Raw genomic sequence first — 20,235 nt, 5'->3', positions numbered from 1 at the left:
TCAATACCCCCTATAATTTTAAATTTACCCCAATTATTAAATTTAAAATCATTAAATATATTTCAAAGAAAATAAAGGAACCAAAGTTCCTTTATTTCTTTATAATCTAAATTTTATTATCTAAATTTATTTATTGTCTTCCCTTTTTCTAAGAATTGGTAAGATTAAACCTAAAGCAACTAAAACTGCTGGAGTTATAATCTTTAATACCATTTCAAAGCTGTCTTTTGAGTACATTCCAAGTAAACAACAAGCTAATGTTACTAAGAAACACCAAGCACCGAAGAATAATCCAACGCCTCTACTCTTAACAAATCTGTAATGTCTGTCAAGTTCTTCTTTACCATATCTAAGAGCAATGTATGCAACGAATACCCACATATATCTCATTGGCATTACTACACCGTTAAGACGAGTAAGTTGTCTAAGAACTGTAGTAGCACCAGGAACGAAAGATTGAGCTAAGATGATTGCTCCACCTAAAACTGCAACTAATACGATACCATTTACATAAGCACCTTTGTCGTTCTTCTTTAACAATTTTGTTGGGATGTATTGACTTGCATTAGGGTCTTCTAATAACATTCTTAAAGGAGCATCAATACTGATTAATAATGTTGAGAATTGTCCAACAGTATTAGCTGCTGAGTAAATGATTAATAATAAATCACCAACACCATAATATGCGCCTAATTTTTGGAATGCCCAGTAAGCACCATTTGCTGCATAAGAGTCAAATGCTTCTTTACTTGCATTGATTTCATTAATATCGAACATAAGTCCCATAGCAACTGTACCAAAGATAGCACTGATAACAACCATTAAAGTTGCAAACATCATTGCTCTAGGGAATTCTTTTGCAGAATCTCCTTCAATTTTATTTACATAAGGTGAAATCTTTTCGATACCACCAACAGCAAATACTAAGATAGATAAACTACTTAAATAGTTCAAGTCAACCTTAGGGAATAAGTTATTCCATGCGAAGTTTAATTTTAAATATCCACCATTTGGATTGATAACAGGTGCAGCATACATCATAAGAATAAATAAAATACCTAAAACAAACATACTTGAACCAGCAAGAGTTGCTAATTTCTTAATAGGGCTTAAACCTCTAGTTGCTAAATAACAGAATAATAATAAAACACCAAATGTTGCTAATTGAACATAAATAGTAGGAATACTATCATACGCTTTAGCATCTCTAAAAATCATAAAGCTTAAAGCCTTAAGACCACCTGAACCTTTACCAGCAATATAAGTAATATGTACTGCCCAATAAGTCCAACCTGCATAATAAGCTAATTTAGAGTTAGTAGTTTCTTGAATCCAAGAAGTTACCCCACCACCTAAATCTTTAAATACTGAACCAAGTTCACCAACCATAAGTGCATACGGAATAAAATACAATGCAAACATTAGTAACCAAGAAAAGATTACTTGAGTACCATGAAAGCAAATATATCCGTTTAAAACATTTCCAAAACCCCAAAGTGTTGAGAAACACATAAATACAAGGGCCTGCCATTTGATTTTCTTTTCGGAACTTTCCATTTTGTCCTCCTAAAATATAAATTTTGTGCTAAAATTTTAGCTGTCTTTAGTATACCAAAATTAAAGTCTCTTGTCAAAGGTGTTTGAAATAGGATAACGTTTTATTTTTGTTATAATATTTTTATTACTTTAATAAATTGTTCATTTAAATTAAAATATGCTAAATCAAATATTTATCACTTATTTTAATTCAATTTAAAAGGCATCTTTCGATGCCTTTTTGTTTTTTCTTTGCTTTACTTCGCTTTCATTTCTGTCCACGCATTTTGTAATATTTCGTTTGATTCTCCTAAATCTTTTAAGATAAAGCCTTTTTCAAATACTTCTTTTGCAGGGAATACTATATCACTATTTTTTAATTCGTCTTTCATAAGCTCTCTTGCACCCTCGATTGGTGAGCCGTATTTTACAACATTACAATTTCTTGCAGAGATTTCAGGTCTTGACATAAAGTCGATGAACTTTTGAGCAAGTTCTTTATTTTCTGAAACTTTAGGCATTACCCAGTTATCAAAGATGAAAATTGCTCCTTCTTTTGGAAATACAAATTCTACATTTTTATTTTCATCTTTTGCAAGTAATGCTTCTCCACCCCAAATACAAGTAAGTTTTGATTCTCCTGAAATTAGGTTATCTTTAGCTTGGTCATCTCCTACATAGCTTTTTATGATTTTCTTTTGAGCTATTAAAGAATCTCTTGCTTTTAAAATATCTTCTTTTTTTGTTGAGTTAGGGTCAATACCTTCTTTAATCATAGCGATTGCCATTGTAAATCTACTTCCGTCTAGCATTACAACTTCGCCTTTATTTTTTTCACTCCAAAGGTCAGCCCAGCTTTCAACTTTTTCTTGCTTTGATTTATCATAAGCAATTCCGATATTTCCGATTGTATAAGGAACTGAATATTCAAAAGTAGGGTCAAAAACTAATTTTCTATATTCCGGTTTAACTTTCTCCATATTTGGAATTTTATTCTTATCAAGTTTTTCCAACATTCCCTCTTTAATCATAGTGTCAACCATATAATCACTTGCTACAATTACGTCATACTTTTCAGCACCTGATTTTAATTTTGTGTAATATTCTTCGTTTTCTTCAAAGAATGTGTAATTTACTTTACAATTATATTCTTTTTCAAATTCCTTAATTGTTTCAGGCTCAATGAAAAGGTCGGTATTTGTTACATTTAAAACTTTCTTTTCAGAACTTTGTTCTACTTTTTCGCCTTTCTTTTCTTCTTTTTTCTCAGTTTTTCCACAACCTGCAAAAGTCATTGCTGTTGATGAAACTAATAGTAATGCTAATAATTTTTTAAATATTTTCATTTTTTACTCCTTTATTTTTAAATATATATGTTATTGTTGAAATTAAAATTATACTTGCAAACAATAAAGTTGACAATGCGTTTATTTTTGGACTTATTCCCCTTTTTGTCATTGAATAAATTTTAACGGAAAGCGTCATTACTCCATTTCCTGAAGTAAAGTAACTAACCGTAAAATCGTCTAAAGATAAAGTTATGCAAATCAATGCACTTGCGATTAAATTCGGAACTAATTGTGGCAAAACAACTCTTCTAAACACTTGAAAAGGTCTTGCCCCTAAGTCCATACCTGCATCATATAGTCTTTTATCAAAGGTCAAAAGTTTAGGCAAAATAGCAAAAACCACAAAAGGAACATTAAAGATTATATGTGATAAAATTATTGTGATATATCCAAAATCAAAATTAAAAAATACATACAAAATTATCATTCCAATGGCAATTACAATGTCCGGCAATATAAGTGGTATATAGCTTACATTTGTAAAAAAACTTCTAAGTTTCGAACTAACTACCTTGTAAATCGACCAAGCACCAAGAGTTCCTATTAAAAGTGCAAAAATCGTTGCAATTCCAGTTATGATAAGAGTTTGGTAAAAAACTTTCATAATGGATTCATCTTTAAAAAGCTCTGCATACCATTTCAAACTAAAGCCAGTAAAAGACTTGTTATATCTTGATTCATTAAAAGAAAAAATCATCATAAATATTATTGGCATATATAAAAATACATAACAAAAATAGAGATAAATTTTTTCTAACGCTTTTTTTACCATATCCTAAACCCTTCTGAAATTTCATTTTCTGATTGTTTTACAAGTTTTTTAAAAATAAAAAGACTTGCAAAAATTATACAAATCATAATTATAGAAATGCTTGAGCCCGTTTCCCAATTTCTCGCTTGTAAAAATTCCCTTTGAATTAAATTTCCGACAAGCATATTTTGACTACCACCAAGCAAGTCGGAAATTATAAAAGTCGTAACTGAAGGCATAAAGACCATAATGCAACCTGAAATTACTCCCTTAAAGCTGAGTGGCAAAAGAATTCTAAAAAACAAATCTTTACCCCTTGCCCCTAAATCTTTTGCACATTCGATATATTCCTTATCAATATTAATAAGTGCAGTATAGATTGGAAGTACCATAAAAGGTAAAAAATTGTAAATCATTCCTATAATAATCGCAAAATTATTGTTTAAAAACTTTATCGGTTGGCTAATAATACCAATATTTATAAGCATTTGATTTATTATCCCCTGTTCTCTAAAAATACTCATCCAAGAGTATGTTCTAAGCAAAAAGTTAGTCCACAAAGGCATAATAAAAAATAATACAAAAATATTTCTTCGCTTTTCTCCCTTTATTCTACTAAGGAAAAGTCCTGCTGGAAATCCAAAAAGAAAACATAAAAAAGTTGAAATCAAAGATAATTTTAAAGAAACAAAAATAATTTTTACATAAGTCGGTGTAAAAAATTTTTTGTAATTATCCAAAGTGAAAACAAAATTTTTATCCTTAACCTTAAAAGAATAATAAATGATAAAAAACAAAGGTATCACCGTAAAAAGAACCGTCCATATCAAATATGGCATAGCTCTAATTTTATATGAATGTTTTTTTAACATAAATCCTCCAAAAATAATTATCAATTAAGATTATATCACAATTTAACTATTCTAATCAAATTAATGATTTTACAAGTTTATTAACTTTTTCTCTATATTCTTCATCTCCAAGTGAATAAAAATGACTTGCTATTAAAACATAGAAACACACAAAAGCATCTCCCCACTTTTACGGTTGTTTCATAATTTCTCCTATTTGATAATATAAATTATTTATATTTTATCATCAAAAAAGATATTAGACAAGTTTTTATCTTGTAAAGTTTAAATATTTGTAATATAATTAATATAAGAAAAATTAAAGGAGTTTTTAAAATGAAATTAGTTTTAATAAGACATGGAGAAAGCGAATGGAATAAATTAAATTTATTCACAGGTTGGACTGATGTAGGTCTTTCAGACAAAGGCGTTATCGAGGCAAACGAGGCCGGATTTGCATTAAAAGACAACGAATTTGACTTTGATGTATGCTACTGTTCATACCTAAAAAGAGCTATAAATACTTTAAATATCGTCTTAGAAAGAATGGATAGACAATGGTTACCAGTTATCAAAACTTGGAAATTAAACGAAAGACATTATGGTGCTTTGCAAGGATTAAATAAAGCAGAAACTGCTGAAAAATACGGAGAAGAACAAGTAAAACTTTGGAGAAGGTCTTTTGACGTACCACCGCCAGCACTTGAAGAAAATGATAAAAGATGTCCTCATAACCAAGAGGCTTATAGAAATGTTGAAAGGAGCGAATTACCTTATAATGAAAGTTTAAAAAATACTATCGAAAGAGTTATTCCTTATTTCAATGAAGTTATTAAAAAAGATATGTTAGACGGAAAAAGAGTTTTAATCACTGCTCATGGAAACTCATTAAGAGCATTAGTTAAATATTTAGACAACCTAACAGATGAAGAAATAATTTCTGTAAATATTCCAACAGGCGTTCCTTTAGTTTATGAATTTGATGACAATTTCAAAGTTACAAATAAATATTACTTAGGAAATCAAGATGCAATAAATGCAAAAATAAATTCAGTTGCAAACCAAGCAAAAAAAAAATAATAGGTGATACAAACGTATCACCCTTTCTTTTCTCTATTTTTATTGTTTTTCCATTACTATACCAAGCATATGTAGATTTTTATTCTTTATCTTTTAATTCATCATACAAATTCTTAATTGCTTTTCTAATAACTTCTGACTTCGGTTCGTCAATTTTTTCAGATATATAATAAAGCATTCCAACATCTTCGTCATGTAAAGTTATTCTCGTATTTAATACCTTTGGAACATCAATATTATCTCCGCTGTTCTTTTCAAAAAATGCAATGACAACAAAAACAATTAATGAAGGAATTAAATATCCAAAACTTAAAGAACTAAGAGGTAGTAATTTTATAAAACCCAAACCTCCAAAAGTATCATTCAATACAGTGATAAATCCGATGATTATAGCAAGTATTGCTGAATATTTTATCGCATTATTACAAGGGAATTTATTTCTAAATACACTTGTTAAAATCAATATAATAATTGGTGGATATAATGTAAATAAAAGTGGAATTGCCAATTTTATTATCGCATCTACACCCAAACATGAGAAAATAAAACTTGCAAAACAAACTATCATAAGCCAAATTTTATAAGGAATTTTCGGTATTAATTCTGAAAAATATTCTGCAACTCCTCCTGTAAGAGCAACTGAAGTAGTTAAACAAGCTAAAATTACTATTACAGAAAGCATCAAAACACCGGAACGACCAAATAATAATCCTGTAAAGCTAAGTAAAATATCTGTACCATTTTCTGCATTTGCAACATTAAGTCTTGAACTTGCTCCTAAGTAACAAAGTCCACAATAAACTATACTTAAACAGATGAAAGCTATAATTGAAGAAGATAAAATTACTTTCTTTTCTCTATCTTTCTTTATATTATAAAAAATCAAAGCATTTACAATAACAGCATTAAAAAGTCCTGCACCAAGTCCATCTAAAGTTTGAAAACCATTTATAAATGATTCATACATTACTTTTTGTAAATTTTGTCCAGCTTGAATTTCTCCAACCGGAGATATAATTCCTGTTATAACCATAATAATTAAAAATGCTAATAATGTAGGAGTTAAATATCTACCAATAAAATCAACAATTTTTTCAGATTTTATACAAATAAAATATGTAGCAATAAAAAATACGGCAGTTGTTATAACCAAACTTTTAAATCCAAAATTTGCAACGCCTAAATTATATGTAATTGCTCCAGTTCTTGGAATTGCAACTAGAGGTCCTATACATAAAGATATACAAACCAAAATAATAGTTCCTAAATACTTTCCTAAAGGTTTAACGAATTCTGTAATACCACCACAACTAAATACGCAATAAAGCGATACCATTGCTAAAAGTCCATCTGCAGCCATATACAAAATAAAAGCTATTGGCCAGTAAGAGCCTGAAGAATAACCCAAAAATGTTGGAAATATTAAGTTCCCGGCACCAAAAAACATTGCAAACAAACTAAAGCCTATTACAAATATTATTCTTAATTCTTTTTTCATACTTCCCCCTTGATAATAACGATTTCTTTAGATATATTAACATAAAAATTCAAAACTTGCAAGGCTTATCGACTTGAAAAATCATCTTTATATTCTCTATTTTATTTCACGATTTGAAGTATATAAAACTGAAAATAAATAAAGTTTATTGTATAATTATTCATTGTGAAAATTATATAATTTATCAAGATAAAATATTTACATAAAAAAAGGGAACTTAAAGTTCCCTTTTAGAAATTATCACTTAAATTATCCTAAAATCTTAGTAACAACTCCTGAACCTACTGTTCTTCCGCCTTCTCTGATGGCAAATCTTAAACCTTCATCAATAGCGATTGGAGTGATTAATTCGATTATGAATTTAGCGTTATCTCCTGGCATAACCATTTCAACGCCTTCTTCTAATTGGATATTACCAGTTACGTCAGTTGTTCTGAAGTAGAATTGTGGTCTGTATCCTGAGAAGAATGGAGTATGTCTTCCACCTTCTTCTTTAGTTAATACGTAAACTTCTGATTCGAATTTAGTATGTGGGTTAATTGTTCCTGGTTTAGCAAGAACTTGTCCTCTTTGGATTTCGTTTCTTTGAACACCTCTTAAAAGAAGTCCAATGTTATCTCCGGCAGCAGCTTCGTCTAACATTTTCTTGAACATTTCAACACCAGTTACTACAACTGTTCTTCTTTCTTCAGTTAAACCTACTAATTCAACGTTATCTTGAATTTTTACTTTACCTTTTTCTACTCTACCTGTAGCAACAGTTCCTCTACCTGTGATTGAGAATACGTCTTCTACTGGCATTAAGAATGGATTGTCGATATCTCTAACTGGTTCAGGAATGAATGCGTCAACTTCTTCCATTAATTTAACGATTTTGTCTCCCCATTCTCCATCTGGTTCTTCAAGAGCTTTTAAAGCTGAACCAACTACGATTGGAGTGTTATCTCCATCATATTCATATTCATTTAATAATTCTCTAACTTCCATTTCAACAAGTTCGATTAATTCTGGGTCATCAACTTGGTCTTCTTTGTTTAAGAAAACAGCGATTTTTGGAACACCTACTTGTCTTGCAAGTAAGATATGTTCTCTTGTTTGAGGCATTGGACCATCAGCAGCACTTACTACTAAGATAGCTCCGTCCATTTGAGCAGCACCTGTAATCATGTTCTTTACATAGTCGGCGTGTCCTGGGCAGTCAACGTGTGCATAGTGTCTGTTTGCTGTTTCATATTCAACGTGAGAAGTTGAAATTGTGATTCCTCTTTCTCTTTCTTCTGGAGCTTTATCGATGTTTGCATAATCAACGAATTCACCAGTACCAAATCTTTTATTTAATACTAAAGTGATAGCTGCAGTTAAAGTAGTTTTACCATGGTCAACGTGACCGATAGTTCCGATATTAACGTGTGGTTTAGTTCTTTCAAATTTTTGCTTAGCCATTTTACTAAAATCCTCCTAATCTATTTTTTTGCTCTCTCGCCAATTACTTTTTCAGAAATTGCTTGAGGCACTTTTTCATAATGATCGAATTGCATTGAATATGTTGCACGACCTTGAGTATTACTTCTTAAGTCAGTTGCATATCCAAACATTTCTGCTAAAGGTATGAATGCATCAAGTACATGAACACCATTCTTAGGATTCATTCCTTGGATTCTACCTCTTCTTGATGAAACATCACCCATAACATCTCCTAAATATTCATCCGGAGTTGTTATTTCAACTTTCATCATTGGTTCTAATAAAACCGGAGCTGCTTTTCTAACAGCTTCTCTAAATGCCATTGAACCTGCAATCTTAAATGCCATTTCAGATGAGTCAACTTCATGGTATGAACCATCGTATAAAGTAACTTTAACATCTAAAACAGGGTATCCGGCAAGTACACCTGCTTGAGTTGCTTCTTCAATACCTTTTTGAACTGGTCCGATATATTCTTTTGGAATAGAACCACCAACGATATTATTTACAAACTCAAATCCTTTACCAGGTTCTTGAGGTTCAATTTTAATTTTACAGTGTCCGTATTGTCCACTACCACCAGATTGTCTTACATACTTTCCTTCAGCATCAGATTCTTTAGAAATAGATTCTCTGTAAGAAACTTGTGGATTTCCTATATTAGCTTCTACTTTGAATTCTCTTAAAAGTCTATCAACGATGATTTCTAAGTGTAATTCACCCATACCTGAGATAATTGTTTGACCAGTTTCTTCATCAGTATAAGTTCTGAAAGTAGGGTCTTCTTCAGCTAATTTGTGTAAAGCTATACTCATTTTTTCTTGAGATGCTTTTGTCTTTGGTTCGATAGCAACAGAAATAACCGGTTCTGGGAATTCCATTTTTTCTAAGATTACATGGCTATTCATATCACAAAGAGTATCCCCTGTTGTAGTGTCTTTAAGACCAACTGCAGCAGCAATGTCCCCAGCTGATACACTATCAACTTCTTCTCTCTTATTAGCATGCATCATAAGAATTCTACCAATTCTTTCTTTTTTACCTTTTGTTGAGTTATATACATAAGAACCAGCTTCTAAAGTTCCTGAATAAACTCTGAAATATGCAAGCTTTCCAACAAATGGGTCAGCTACGATTTTAAATGCTAACGCTGAGAAAGGTTCTTCATCTGAAGCATGTCTTTCTGTTTCTTCTTCATTGTCATCAACACCCTTAATAGAAGGAATGTCTAATGGAGATGGCATATAAGCCACGATAGCATTTAATAAAGGTTGTACCCCTTTGTTTTTATAAGCTGAACCACAAAGTACTGGGTTTATTGATAGATTAATAGTAGCTCTTCTTATAGCTTCTCTTAATTCAGATGGTGAAATAGCTTCTCCTTCTAAATATTTTTCCATAATAAACTCATCTGTTTCAGCTAAGGCTTCTAATAAGTTTTGACGATATTCTTCAGCTTTATCTTTATAAGCATCTGGAATATCAGTTTCTTCTATATCTGTACCTAAGTCATTTTTATAAATAATAGCGTGCATTGAAATTAAGTCAATAACTCCAACGAATTCTGATTCAGCTCCAATAGGAATTTGAACAGGAACCGGATTAGCTTTTAACTTATCCTTAATAGTTTCGATAGAGTCATAATAGTTAGCTCCAGTCGCATCCATTTTATTTATAAAGCAAATACGTGGTACGCCATATTTATCTGCTTGTCTCCAAACAGTTTCTGATTGTGGTTCTACACCGCTCTTTGCATCAAAAAGTGCAACTGAGCCGTCAAGAACTCTTAAAGATCTTTCAACTTCTACTGTAAAGTCAACGTGTCCCGGAGTGTCAATGATGTTAATTCTTGTATCATTCCATACACAAGTTGTAGCAGCTGAACAAATAGTGATACCTCTTTCTTTTTCTTGCTCCATCCAGTCCATTTGTGCAGCACCTTCGTGAGTATCACCTATTTTGTGGATCTTTCCTGTATAATAAAGCATTCTTTCAGTTACTGTTGTTTTACCAGCATCGATATGCGCCATTATACCAATATTTCTTGTATTTTCAAGTGAATATTGTCTTGCCACAATAGCATTTCCCCTTTCCTTTTAAATAAAATCCTATATTAGAATCCGTAATGTGCAAAAGCCTTGTTAGCTTCAGCCATCTTATGAGTATCTTCTCTCTTCTTAACACTTGATCCAGTATTGTTAACTGCATCTAAGATTTCTTTTGCAAGTCTTTCTTTCATAGTTTTTTCTCCTCTATTTCTAGAGTAAGTTACTAACCATCTTAAACCTAAAGTTTGTCTTCTTTCAGGTCTAACTTGAATAGGCACTTGGTATGTCGCCCCACCTATACGTCTTGCTTTAATTTCTAAAACAGGCATGATATTTTCTAAAGCTTTTCTGAAAACTTCAGTTGGTTCTTCGCCAGTTTTTTCTTTTACGATTTCAAATGCACCGTAAACTATTGCTTGAGCAGTTCCTTTTTTACCATCAAGCATAATGTTGTTTATAAGTTTAGTAACAACCACATCTCCGTAAATTGGATCCGGCATTACTTCTCTCTTTGGAACATGTCCTTTTCTTGGCACCTTTCTTCCCTCCTTACTATATTAGTAGTATCACTGGTACTCAGCGATTGATTTTGCTGACAAGCACACAAATGTATGTATTATAAAGTTAAATTCTTTAATTAATAAAACATTTCTGCCACATCAGTTTAATTATTTAGGTCTTTTAGCTCCGTATTTAGATCTTCCTTGCTTTCTGTTAGCTACACCTGCAGTATCTAATGTACCTCTGATAATGTGGTATCTAACCCCTGGAAGGTCCTTTACTCTTCCACCTCTAATAAGCACAACGCTATGTTCTTGTAGGTTATGACCTATACCTGGAATATAAGCTGCAACTTCCATTCCGTTTGTTAATCTAACTCTGGCAACCTTACGTAACGCTGAGTTAGGTTTTTTAGGAGTTACAGTTCTTACAGCTGTACATACACCTCTTTTTTGTGGTGATTCACTAGCAGTACTTCTCTTTTTAAGAGTATTAAAATTGAAACTTAATGCTGGTGCTTTTGATTTAGTTACAGCTTTTTGTCTTCCTTGTTTAATTAACTGGTTAATAGTTGGCATTTCTTCACCTCCTCAATATTTTTCTTTAAAAATGCACATAACTATACATTATTAAATGTACCTAATTATTTTAACATTACTTTTATTAAAAGTCAACTATTTTTCAAAGTTTTTAAGTATTTTTTTCTGGAGCATTTTCAGAAATTTTACCCGCAAAAATTATTGAACCAACATCGGATAAAATCGGTTTAAAAAGTTTAATAATTTGTGAAAAGCTAAGTTCATTTTCATTTTTTGTAAACTCTCTTGTTAACTTTATAAATCTTTTAAAAAAGCCTTTTGGCGAAGCTGGATATTCTTCTCCAAAAACTTCCTTTCCATTTTCCATAACAACTAATGACATTCTATAATACATAAAATTACTATCTTCATCTTCCATATTAGTATTATAGTATTCAAAAAGTTTTTCAAAATTTTTCATAATATCACTTTGTTCAGTTTTTTCATTCAATGTTAATATGCCATTTTCCTTTTTAAACATTGAATAAGGAGAGTGAAAACCACCAAATCTATGTAATAATTTAGACTGTCTATCATCTTCATTTCCAACATTTGTAGTAGATTTTATAAAAATCTTATTAGAAATAGAAAATAATATAATATTTACATAATCAAGTTCATTACATATATTAAATATTTTATGTCTATTATTTGTAATTTCTTTATTATATTTTTTTATAAAATTATTATTAAAACCCTGTCCATCAAAAGAGTAAATCATTTCAAGTTTAGACATATCGCCTCTTAAAACTCCAATATATTGGGCTTTATTTCCTCCCTTAGAATGACCGGAAACATAAATTTTTTTAAAATCGGGGAATTTCTTAACCATTTCGTCAAAATAACTCAAAGCTCTTCTCTGTTGTTTTGTATCTGTTATATTATATGTCCCTTCTACATTGTCCTTCCACTCATAATCTCCGGCTGTGCCTTTATAAACTATAATTAAATTATCTTCAAACAAAAAAGTTACATTTACAACTCTCTCGCTTCCTGAAAAATTTGCAAAATAAGAGTTCTCAACATCTACAATTTTTATTTTCCTATAAATTTCCTTATTGTATTCTATCGTATTAACGATATTTGAAAATTCCTCCTCATTAATTTCTCCAGGATACATTCCTAAAGAATTTTTTTGAGTTTTTATATAATCTGAAATTTCATAAATACTTTTACCAACAAACTTTTCTTTTACATCATCTTTTTCAAATCCATGTATATAAATTATACAATTTAAAATTAACAAAATGTCTATATCCATCATATTGCCTCCTAAAACTTAAAAATATAATGTTCCTTACCAGCACCGAGTTCAAAATGGCACTTAATTATTCCTAAGTCAACCTTTGTATAAAATCCAATTTTTGAAACTATTTCCAACTTATTATCTTTTAAAGTAATTTTATATCTTTGTTGATTCAATGCTGTAGGTGCAAGCAGTGCAAATCTTACTCCTTTTAAAAACCAATCAGGCATTTCTACATCGCTAATTGCAACTTTAGAAATACTCTTAAGTTTTCTCACCTTTCCATTCGTCTCTCCATAACCAACAGCTATGACACAAACAAGTTTTTCACCTTCTTTTATATCATATTTAGTATTTTTCTTGCTATATGTTCCACCGACCCAGCAAGTATTAAGCCCTAAAGACTGAGCTTTTATAACTAATTTTTCTCCGAAATATCCAATCTTTTCTTCTAAATTATCACATTTTTTACCAATCATTACTATATAGTTTCTAACATTTTTAAAATTACCATAATTAGCTAAAATACTTCTTCCGAATGCATAAGGCTCATTGGTTACAAATTGAATATTCAAATTTGCAATCTTATTATACTCCTCAATATCTCTATTTAATTCGTCAACAAGCTCTTTATCTATTTCTTTTTTTGTATATTTCCTTACAGAATGTCTTTGTTCTAAAAATTTTTGAATATCCATATTATTACACCCTTTCTTGATATAATAAAAGGGCGAAAACGCCCTTAAAATATTATTGTAAACTAACAAAATTCTGATTGATATCTTTATTTATTTTTATTCTCTAAAAAACTTCTCATATCATTAAGCTCTGAAAATCCTGCTAAAAACATAGTTTTTTTACTCAATTTTTCTTTAAATTCATCTTTTGAAACAAAAATAAATTTTTTACACAAACAGTTATTTTCTAAATACTTTTCCAATTTTTCTTTTACAATTTCAAAAGCATTTCCTGTTATAAAAATCGTATCAACCAAAGAATTTTCTACAAAATTTTTAAAATCAACTTCAGCAATCCAATTCAAATCTGTTCCGTCAGCAGGAGTATTTCCCAAAGCCAAAACTAAATCGAATTTTTCGGTTTCTTTTGCATATTCCGTAAGAGAAAGCTCCAAACCTACCTTGTTTTTAACTAAATTTAACTTCGTAGATTTACCCAAAAACTTAAAGTTCTCCATTCTACCATTTCCAACGTCAAGACTTATAACGTTTGAAATTTTTTCTTCAGGATTTTCACATTTTACAATTCCATCTCTAATTAAAGTCATAAACAGAGAAAAAGAGGCAACATAATTATATCTATTATAAATAATGTCAAATTTCTCCCTATTTTTTATTTCAAATTTAAAAGTTTTTTCTTTCGACAAAACTTCACAATATTTTCCATCTTCACATTCCCTTAATGTATAACTCTTTAAATCAACAAAATCTTCGTCATCTTTAGTTTTAAAAAATCCAACAGAACTATAATTCAAGTATTTAAAAATTAAATTGTCTTTTTCTACTTCCCTTTCTTCTCCTTGAACACCAAAGTATATTACCTCATTTTTTATTCCGTCAGTTATAATTCTAAGTGTAGGGTCCTCAAAGTTTACAATTAATTTTGCATCTGTTTTTTCTAAATTTTCTCTCAAAGTTTTTGCCAAAATTTCTTTTGAACCATATCTATCAACTTGGTCATCAAGCAAATTCGTAATTACGACATAATTAGGAATTAAGCCATTTTTTATAAGAAGTGGAATTGTTAGCTCATCAACTTCAAACACACAAAGTTTATTACTAAAATTCTTTTTTTCAGTTTTCTTTAAAATTTCAGTTAATACACCCTGAATCATATTTGCACCGGAAAGATTGGTAACAACATCATTATGTAAATCTTTAACAGTATAATAACTATAAAATGTTGTTGACGTCTTTCCGTTAGTTCCAGTTATAAAAATAATTGTATTATTTTCTTTTTTTATATTTTTTAATAAATTTTTGTCTATATTCAAAGCAATTTTTCCAGGCAAAGAACTACAAGCAGTAAATTTTTTACCTAAATAATAAACGAATTTCCCACAAAATATTGCAAATCTATCTTTCAAAATTTCCTCCTTTTAAAACAAATTATTTTCGTTTTTTATACTAACATACAAACCTTTAAATGTCAACACATTAACAATGTTTGTAAAACAAAAAAGAAGTCCTAAGACTTCTTAAATATTATTTTTAGCTTCTTCGCTTTTCTTTTTAAATATGAAAGATAATTTTGTTTCTGAAATTATTATCGCAATAAAAATTAATACAAAACCTATAACTGATTTAACTGTTAAGCTTTCGATCCCAAGTGCAACAGGTAATACAACTCCAAAGATTGACTCACAACCTAAAATGATAGCGGCACTGCTTGGATCTGTATATTTTTGCCCTAAGTTTTGTAATAATAATGCAACTGCAGTACACATTATAGAAAGATATAAAACTTCAAGCATAGGTCTTAATGTAATTTGCATTCCTGCATTATTTTCTATAGCAAATGTAGTTATCCAAGATAAAACTCCTGAAACTAAAAATTGCATTATTGTAAGTACAAATGGGTCTTTACCTACTCCAAGTTTTGTAACCATTACAATATGTGATGCAAATAAAACTCCACTTAAAAGCGCAAGTGCATCACCGTAAATAGCTGTCCAACTGGAATTAAAAATTGAACCGCTCTCTCCTGCCATTGCAATAAAAAATATTCCAATTATACAAAAAATTGCAGCCGATACATTAAATTTATCAGGTCTAACTTTATTTGTTATCCAATATAAAAAAGGTACAATTACACAATATGATGCTGATAAAAATCCACTACGTCCCGGAGTTGTAAAAGTAACTCCAAGAGTTTGACTGGAATAAGCAACAAATAAAAATACACCGATTATAGCTCCGGCTGTCAATTCATCTTTTCTTGCTTTAAACAATTTTTTATGAAAAATAATTGCTAAGATAATTCCAGCTATAGTAAATCTAACACCTAAAAGAAAGTTAGGTTTAAGAACATCAGCTGCACTTTTAACAACAGTAAGAGAAGTTCCCCACAAAATAGCTACAATAAAAAGTGCAATTTTAGCTAAAAAACTTGTTCTATGTGAAATATTGTTCAAAACACCCTCCTACTTAACTATTTTAGTTCCTGTAAGACCTTTTACAGCATCTGATGCTTTTTCAAGTAAAGTAATGATAGCACATCTATCATCAGAACTATTTACGAATTCCAAACAAGCCTCAACCTTTGGTAACATACTACCCTTTGCAAATTGTCCTTCTGAAATATACTTCATAGCTTGTTCAACATTTATTTCGTCTAATTCTTTTTGGTCAGGTTTATTAAAGTTTATGCAAACTTTATCAACCGCTGTTAAGATTAAAAGAAAATCAGCATTTAAGTCTGATGCAAGTTTTGCACTTGACTTATCTTTGTCGATAACAGCGTCAATTCCAACTAATCTATCATTTTTCTTAACAACAGGTATTCCGCCTCCACCAACAGTTATAACTACAAGTCCGGCATCTACCATTTTCTTAACAGCGTCAATTTCAACGATGTGTAATGGTTTTGGTGAAGGAACAACTTTTCTGTATCCTCTACCTGCATCTTCAACAAAAGTAAAGCCCTTTTCTCTAGCAAGTTCATCTGCTTTTTCTTTTGTATAGAACATTCCAACAGGTTTAGTTGGGTGTTCAAAAGCTTTATCATCTTCTGCAACTTCAACTTGAGTTACAACTGAAACAGCCGTTTTATTTATTCCTTTTTCTTTAAAAGCTTGACCTAAAGCTTGTTGTAAATGATATCCAATATACCCTTGGCTCATAGCTCCACATTCAACAAGTGGCATTAAAGGAGTTTTTTCCTTTCCGTTTGCTGAATAATCCATAGCCAGATTAATCATTCCTACTTGAGGTCCATTTCCATGTCCGATTATAACATCATTTCCATCTTTAACTAAATCTGAAATAATATCGGCAGCTATTTTAACTTTCTCTAATTGCTCTAAAGGGGTATTGCCTAAAGCATTACCCCCCAAAGCTACAACTATTCTCTTTCCCATTTGTACCTCTTACCATAAAGTTGAATACATAACTGCTTTTATAGTATGCATTCTGTTTTCAGCTTCATCAAATACAACTGATTGAGGTCCTTCAATAACTTCATCAGTAACTTCCATTTCAGGAATACCAAATTTTTCAAAAATTTGTCTTCCGATAACAGTTTTTTGGTCGTGGAATGAAGGTAAGCAGTGCATAAAGATAGCAGTTTCTTTAGCGTTTGCCATAACTTCTTTATTTACTTGGTATGGTTTTAATAATTTAATTCTTTCTGCCCAAACTTCATCTGGTTCACCCATTGATACCCAAATATCTGTGTAAATTACATCAGCATTTGTAGTTCCTTTTTTAACATCTTCTTCAAAGCTTACAGTACAATGAGTACCTTTAGCAATTTCTAATGCTTTTTCTCTTAATTCTTCTTCAGGCCATAATTCTTTTGGAGCACAAGCTGTAAAGTTTACACCCATTTTAGCACAAGCTATCATAAGTGAGTTACCCATATTATTTCTTGCATCTCCCATATAAACAAAGTTTAATCCTTTTAAGTATCCAAATTTTTCTTCAATAGTTAAAAGGTCAGCTAACATTTGAGTTGGGTGGAATTTGTCTGTTAACCCATTCCATACAGGTACTCCTGCATATTTTCCTAAAGTTTCAACTAATTCTTGGCTGAATCCTCTGTATTCAATACCGTCATACATTCTTCCTAAAACTCTTGCAGTATCTTCAATAGATTCTTTTTTACCCATTTGTGAAGAACCTGGGTCTAAGTAAGTAACTCCCATACCTAAGTCCATTCCTGCAACTTCAAAAGAACAACGAGTTCTAGTAGAAGTCTTTTCAAATAATAATACTATATTTTTTCCTTCTAAATAACGGTGAGGAGTTCCATTTCTCTTTAAGTCCTTAAAATTTCTTGAAAGGTCTAAAAGGTAACGGATTTCATCACTTGTAAAGTCTAATAATGTTAGGAAATTTCTTCCTCTTAAATTTTTGCTCATAACATTTCTCCTTTAAAAATAAATTTTTAATACGACCTACCGTATTTATTACATAATTATTATACTATTTATAGTCTTTTTTCTAAGGACAAATTAACAAAATAATCTTGTATTAACATACTTTTTTTATAATTAAACATATAATAACTTTTAAAAAAAATATATCTAAAATTAATACTTTTATTCATAAAAACATTATAAAATATATTAATTTTAGACTTAATTTTACTCTAATTTATATATAAATTGTCTTTTACAAAATTAAAATATTTAAATTTAAAGATTTTTATTTAATTAAAAATTCATTTAGAATTATTTATACCATTTTTTACCAAAAAGACATTTTATCAAAACAACTCTTTACATATAAAGACTTATGATTTATACTAATATAAAAGGAAATTAAAGTACATAAAAATCGGGAGTTAATTATGAATAAACAAAAGGGAATTGAAATACAAAACAGAGCAAATTCATACATAAACGAAGAAAGTATGTATAGTATAGATAGAGAAATAATAACATCAGCAACAAAAGGACTTTTTCACCAATCAGCCAGATTTTTGCTTGTAAAAAAAGGTTTGGCAAAGATAAGAATTCAAAATAATATCTATGAAATAAATGATAAGACCTTAGTTTGTATATTACCTTGGGAATACACCGAAGTTATTGAAGTTTCTAAAACTATTCAGTATTTTATTTTAAAATACAATTTTGACAGCGCAAACAAAATAATAAAATCATTCTACAATGTTGACGCAGAAAATTTAAGTTTAATAAACTCATTCTACGACAATCCCGTAATACAATGTACAGATGAACAATTTAAATATTTTTCAAATATATTTGACTTACTTAGAAATGAATTAGGAGAAGATTCAACGCTTTACGATAAAAATGAAAACCCTATTTCATCAGCATTCGTCTTAAATAAAATAATAGACCTTATAATCACTTATAGAAGAATACAAGACGAAGATACTAAAAAAATAAAAAGAATCGACGAAAAATTTGATAAAATAAATATTTTTAGGTATATACATGCCCATTTAAGCGAAAAGCTTACAATTTCTCTTATTTCAAAATTATTTTTTACAAGCGAATCGACAATAAACAGATATATAAAAGAAACAACCGGTCTTTCTTTCAATACACTCATAAATGAAATGAGAGTCGGAAAAACTATGGATATGTTGCTTTATACCGACCTTGATATAGAAGAAATCGCAGAGATAACAGGTTTTTCAGACCGTTCACATCTATCAAAAGTATTTACGGCAAGAACAGGACAAAATCCTAATAAATACAGACAAACATTTCATAAAATATCACAAATTTGCCAAATAGAAAATACTAGAAAATTTTATAGAATATTAAACTATATCGTAAAAAATTCCAGTGACGATTTAGACATAGATAATATATGTAAAGACTTTTCTATTTCCTTAATAGAATTAAACAGATTATTCATATACTATGTAGAAAAAAATTTCAAAAACTTTTTGAATTTTGTTAGAATAAACAAATCTACAAAACTATTACTGGAAACAAATATGCAAATAACAGACATTGCATTTGAAGTTGGATACAATACAGTTAAAACATTTAACAGAAACTTTTTAAAATTCCAAAAAATATTACCAACAGAATTTAGAAAAAATTTACAACTACAAAACAAAGACATTTAAAAAGCTGTGCTTAAAAACACAGCTTTAGTTACACAATTTTTACTTTTCAACAGAATAATAACATCTCTTTGGTGAAATTATTTTTTCTTCTGATTTTAATTTTTTTAAAACCTTATCTACATCAGATTTATCTACGCCTAATTTTTCAGCAATTTCTCCACCCTTAAGAGGTTCTGAAGATTTTAATAATTCAATAATTTTTTCATTTAATTCCATTTTTATATCTCCTTTAATTTTATGATATATTTTTACCCTAAAACAATTAAAACTCAACAATTCTAAAAATGAATAAAAAAATCCTGCAACTGCAGGAAAAAAATAGCAACCCATAACAGACGTATCGAATTACAGGTCTGGTGCCCAGAGGCGGAATCGAACCACCGACACGAGGATTTTCAGTCCTCTGCTCTACCGACTGAGCTATCTGGGCATATAACACTTATTTTGTTTTTTCTAAAAAATTATTCTGTTTTAAATTTATATCATTTCTTACGATAGCTCATTCTCTCGTGCTCCGCACTAAACTAAGGCATTGCCTAAAAACAAC

The 20,235-nt window shown here is 29.9% G+C and carries 18 protein-coding genes and 1 tRNA gene; 2 read left to right on the top strand and 17 right to left on the bottom strand.

Annotated features, from left to right (window positions below):
- Nucleotides 1–126: 126 nt before the first annotated feature.
- From HMPREF3181_RS06105 to HMPREF3181_RS06090, 4 genes are all read right to left on the bottom strand, one after another.
- Entirely contained in the window at nucleotides 127–1,557 is a 1,431-nt protein-coding gene (locus HMPREF3181_RS06105) for an APC family permease (protein ID WP_068474507.1), read from the bottom strand.
- 236 nt (nucleotides 1,558–1,793) lie between these two features.
- The gene (locus HMPREF3181_RS06100; protein WP_068474506.1) at nucleotides 1,794–2,882 is read right to left on the bottom strand and encodes an ABC transporter substrate-binding protein; all 1,089 of its coding nucleotides are present in this window, start codon (nucleotides 2,880–2,882) and stop codon (nucleotides 1,794–1,796) included.
- Nucleotides 2,869–3,657 (bottom strand): ABC transporter permease, encoded by a 789-nt coding sequence (locus tag HMPREF3181_RS06095; protein WP_068474505.1) that lies wholly within the window; start codon nucleotides 3,655–3,657, stop codon nucleotides 2,869–2,871. The genes HMPREF3181_RS06100 and HMPREF3181_RS06095 overlap by 14 nt, the downstream gene beginning before the upstream one ends.
- A complete protein-coding gene (locus HMPREF3181_RS06090) occupies nucleotides 3,651–4,508 on the bottom strand; it encodes an ABC transporter permease (protein ID WP_068474503.1) in 858 nt (285 codons plus the stop codon). The genes HMPREF3181_RS06095 and HMPREF3181_RS06090 overlap by 7 nt, the downstream gene beginning before the upstream one ends.
- 315 nt (nucleotides 4,509–4,823) lie before the next feature.
- Between HMPREF3181_RS06090 and gpmA the strand changes: the two genes are divergently transcribed.
- Nucleotides 4,824–5,567, top strand: coding sequence for a 2,3-diphosphoglycerate-dependent phosphoglycerate mutase (gene gpmA, locus HMPREF3181_RS06085; protein WP_068474493.1), 744 nt, complete (start codon nucleotides 4,824–4,826; stop codon nucleotides 5,565–5,567).
- Nucleotides 5,568–5,646: 79 nt separating this feature from the next.
- Here the strand turns inward: gpmA and brnQ are convergent, their stop codons facing one another.
- The 11 genes from brnQ to argF all read right to left on the bottom strand — a co-directional run bounded on the left by brnQ (nucleotide 5,647) and on the right by argF (nucleotide 18,000).
- The gene (gene brnQ, locus HMPREF3181_RS06080) at nucleotides 5,647–7,065 is read right to left on the bottom strand and encodes a branched-chain amino acid transport system II carrier protein (RefSeq protein WP_068474491.1); all 1,419 of its coding nucleotides are present in this window, start codon (nucleotides 7,063–7,065) and stop codon (nucleotides 5,647–5,649) included.
- Nucleotides 7,066–7,314: 249 nt separating this feature from the next.
- Complete coding sequence (gene tuf, locus HMPREF3181_RS06075) at nucleotides 7,315–8,508, bottom strand: elongation factor Tu (protein ID WP_068474487.1); 1,194 nt, start codon at nucleotides 8,506–8,508, stop codon at nucleotides 7,315–7,317.
- A gap of 20 nt (nucleotides 8,509–8,528) precedes the next feature.
- Nucleotides 8,529–10,604 carry an elongation factor G gene (gene fusA, locus HMPREF3181_RS06070; protein ID WP_068474483.1) on the bottom strand — a complete coding sequence of 692 codons (2,076 nt, stop codon included), beginning with the start codon at nucleotides 10,602–10,604 and terminating at the stop codon, nucleotides 8,529–8,531.
- Nucleotides 10,605–10,642: 38 nt separating this feature from the next.
- The gene (rpsG, locus tag HMPREF3181_RS06065; protein ID WP_068474480.1) at nucleotides 10,643–11,113 is read right to left on the bottom strand and encodes a 30S ribosomal protein S7; all 471 of its coding nucleotides are present in this window, start codon (nucleotides 11,111–11,113) and stop codon (nucleotides 10,643–10,645) included.
- Between the two features lie 132 nt (nucleotides 11,114–11,245).
- The gene (gene rpsL, locus HMPREF3181_RS06060) at nucleotides 11,246–11,656 is read right to left on the bottom strand and encodes a 30S ribosomal protein S12 (protein ID WP_009355082.1); all 411 of its coding nucleotides are present in this window, start codon (nucleotides 11,654–11,656) and stop codon (nucleotides 11,246–11,248) included.
- 112 nt (nucleotides 11,657–11,768) lie between these two features.
- Nucleotides 11,769–12,920, bottom strand: coding sequence for an Mbeg1-like protein (locus HMPREF3181_RS06055; protein ID WP_068474478.1), 1,152 nt, complete (start codon nucleotides 12,918–12,920; stop codon nucleotides 11,769–11,771).
- A gap of 8 nt (nucleotides 12,921–12,928) precedes the next feature.
- Nucleotides 12,929–13,600 (bottom strand): nitroreductase family protein, encoded by a 672-nt coding sequence (locus HMPREF3181_RS06050; protein ID WP_068474476.1) that lies wholly within the window; start codon nucleotides 13,598–13,600, stop codon nucleotides 12,929–12,931.
- An 86-nt stretch (nucleotides 13,601–13,686) separates the two neighbouring features.
- Nucleotides 13,687–15,006: a MurT ligase domain-containing protein gene (locus HMPREF3181_RS06045; protein ID WP_068474473.1), complete on the bottom strand. Its 1,320-nt coding sequence runs from the start codon at nucleotides 15,004–15,006 to the stop codon at nucleotides 13,687–13,689.
- A 111-nt stretch (nucleotides 15,007–15,117) separates the two neighbouring features.
- Nucleotides 15,118–16,053 (bottom strand): DMT family transporter, encoded by a 936-nt coding sequence (locus tag HMPREF3181_RS06040; protein ID WP_068474470.1) that lies wholly within the window; start codon nucleotides 16,051–16,053, stop codon nucleotides 15,118–15,120.
- A 9-nt stretch (nucleotides 16,054–16,062) separates the two neighbouring features.
- Nucleotides 16,063–16,998, bottom strand: coding sequence for a carbamate kinase (gene arcC, locus HMPREF3181_RS06035; RefSeq protein ID WP_068474462.1), 936 nt, complete (start codon nucleotides 16,996–16,998; stop codon nucleotides 16,063–16,065).
- A 9-nt stretch (nucleotides 16,999–17,007) separates the two neighbouring features.
- A complete protein-coding gene (argF, locus tag HMPREF3181_RS06030; protein ID WP_068474461.1) occupies nucleotides 17,008–18,000 on the bottom strand; it encodes an ornithine carbamoyltransferase in 993 nt (330 codons plus the stop codon).
- A gap of 431 nt (nucleotides 18,001–18,431) precedes the next feature.
- Between argF and HMPREF3181_RS06025 the strand changes: the two genes are divergently transcribed.
- A complete protein-coding gene (locus tag HMPREF3181_RS06025; RefSeq protein ID WP_068474460.1) occupies nucleotides 18,432–19,688 on the top strand; it encodes a helix-turn-helix domain-containing protein in 1,257 nt (418 codons plus the stop codon).
- A gap of 39 nt (nucleotides 19,689–19,727) precedes the next feature.
- On the opposite strand, the gene HMPREF3181_RS06020 is transcribed toward HMPREF3181_RS06025, so the two are convergent.
- Both HMPREF3181_RS06020 and HMPREF3181_RS06015 read right to left on the bottom strand, forming a co-directional pair.
- Nucleotides 19,728–19,904, bottom strand: a complete 177-nt coding sequence (locus tag HMPREF3181_RS06020; RefSeq protein ID WP_068474459.1) for an HTH domain-containing protein — start codon at nucleotides 19,902–19,904, stop codon at nucleotides 19,728–19,730.
- A 138-nt stretch (nucleotides 19,905–20,042) separates the two neighbouring features.
- Nucleotides 20,043–20,118 (bottom strand) — tRNA-Phe (locus HMPREF3181_RS06015).
- Between the last annotated feature and the right edge of the window lie 117 nt (nucleotides 20,119–20,235).

The sequence above is a fragment of the Parvimonas sp. KA00067 genome (genome assembly GCF_001553085.1).
Classification (GTDB): domain Bacteria; phylum Bacillota; class Clostridia; order Tissierellales; family Peptoniphilaceae; genus Parvimonas; species Parvimonas parva.
The sequence above is the reverse complement of the archived record's forward strand: the minus strand, read 5'-3'. Positions and strand labels throughout refer to the sequence as shown.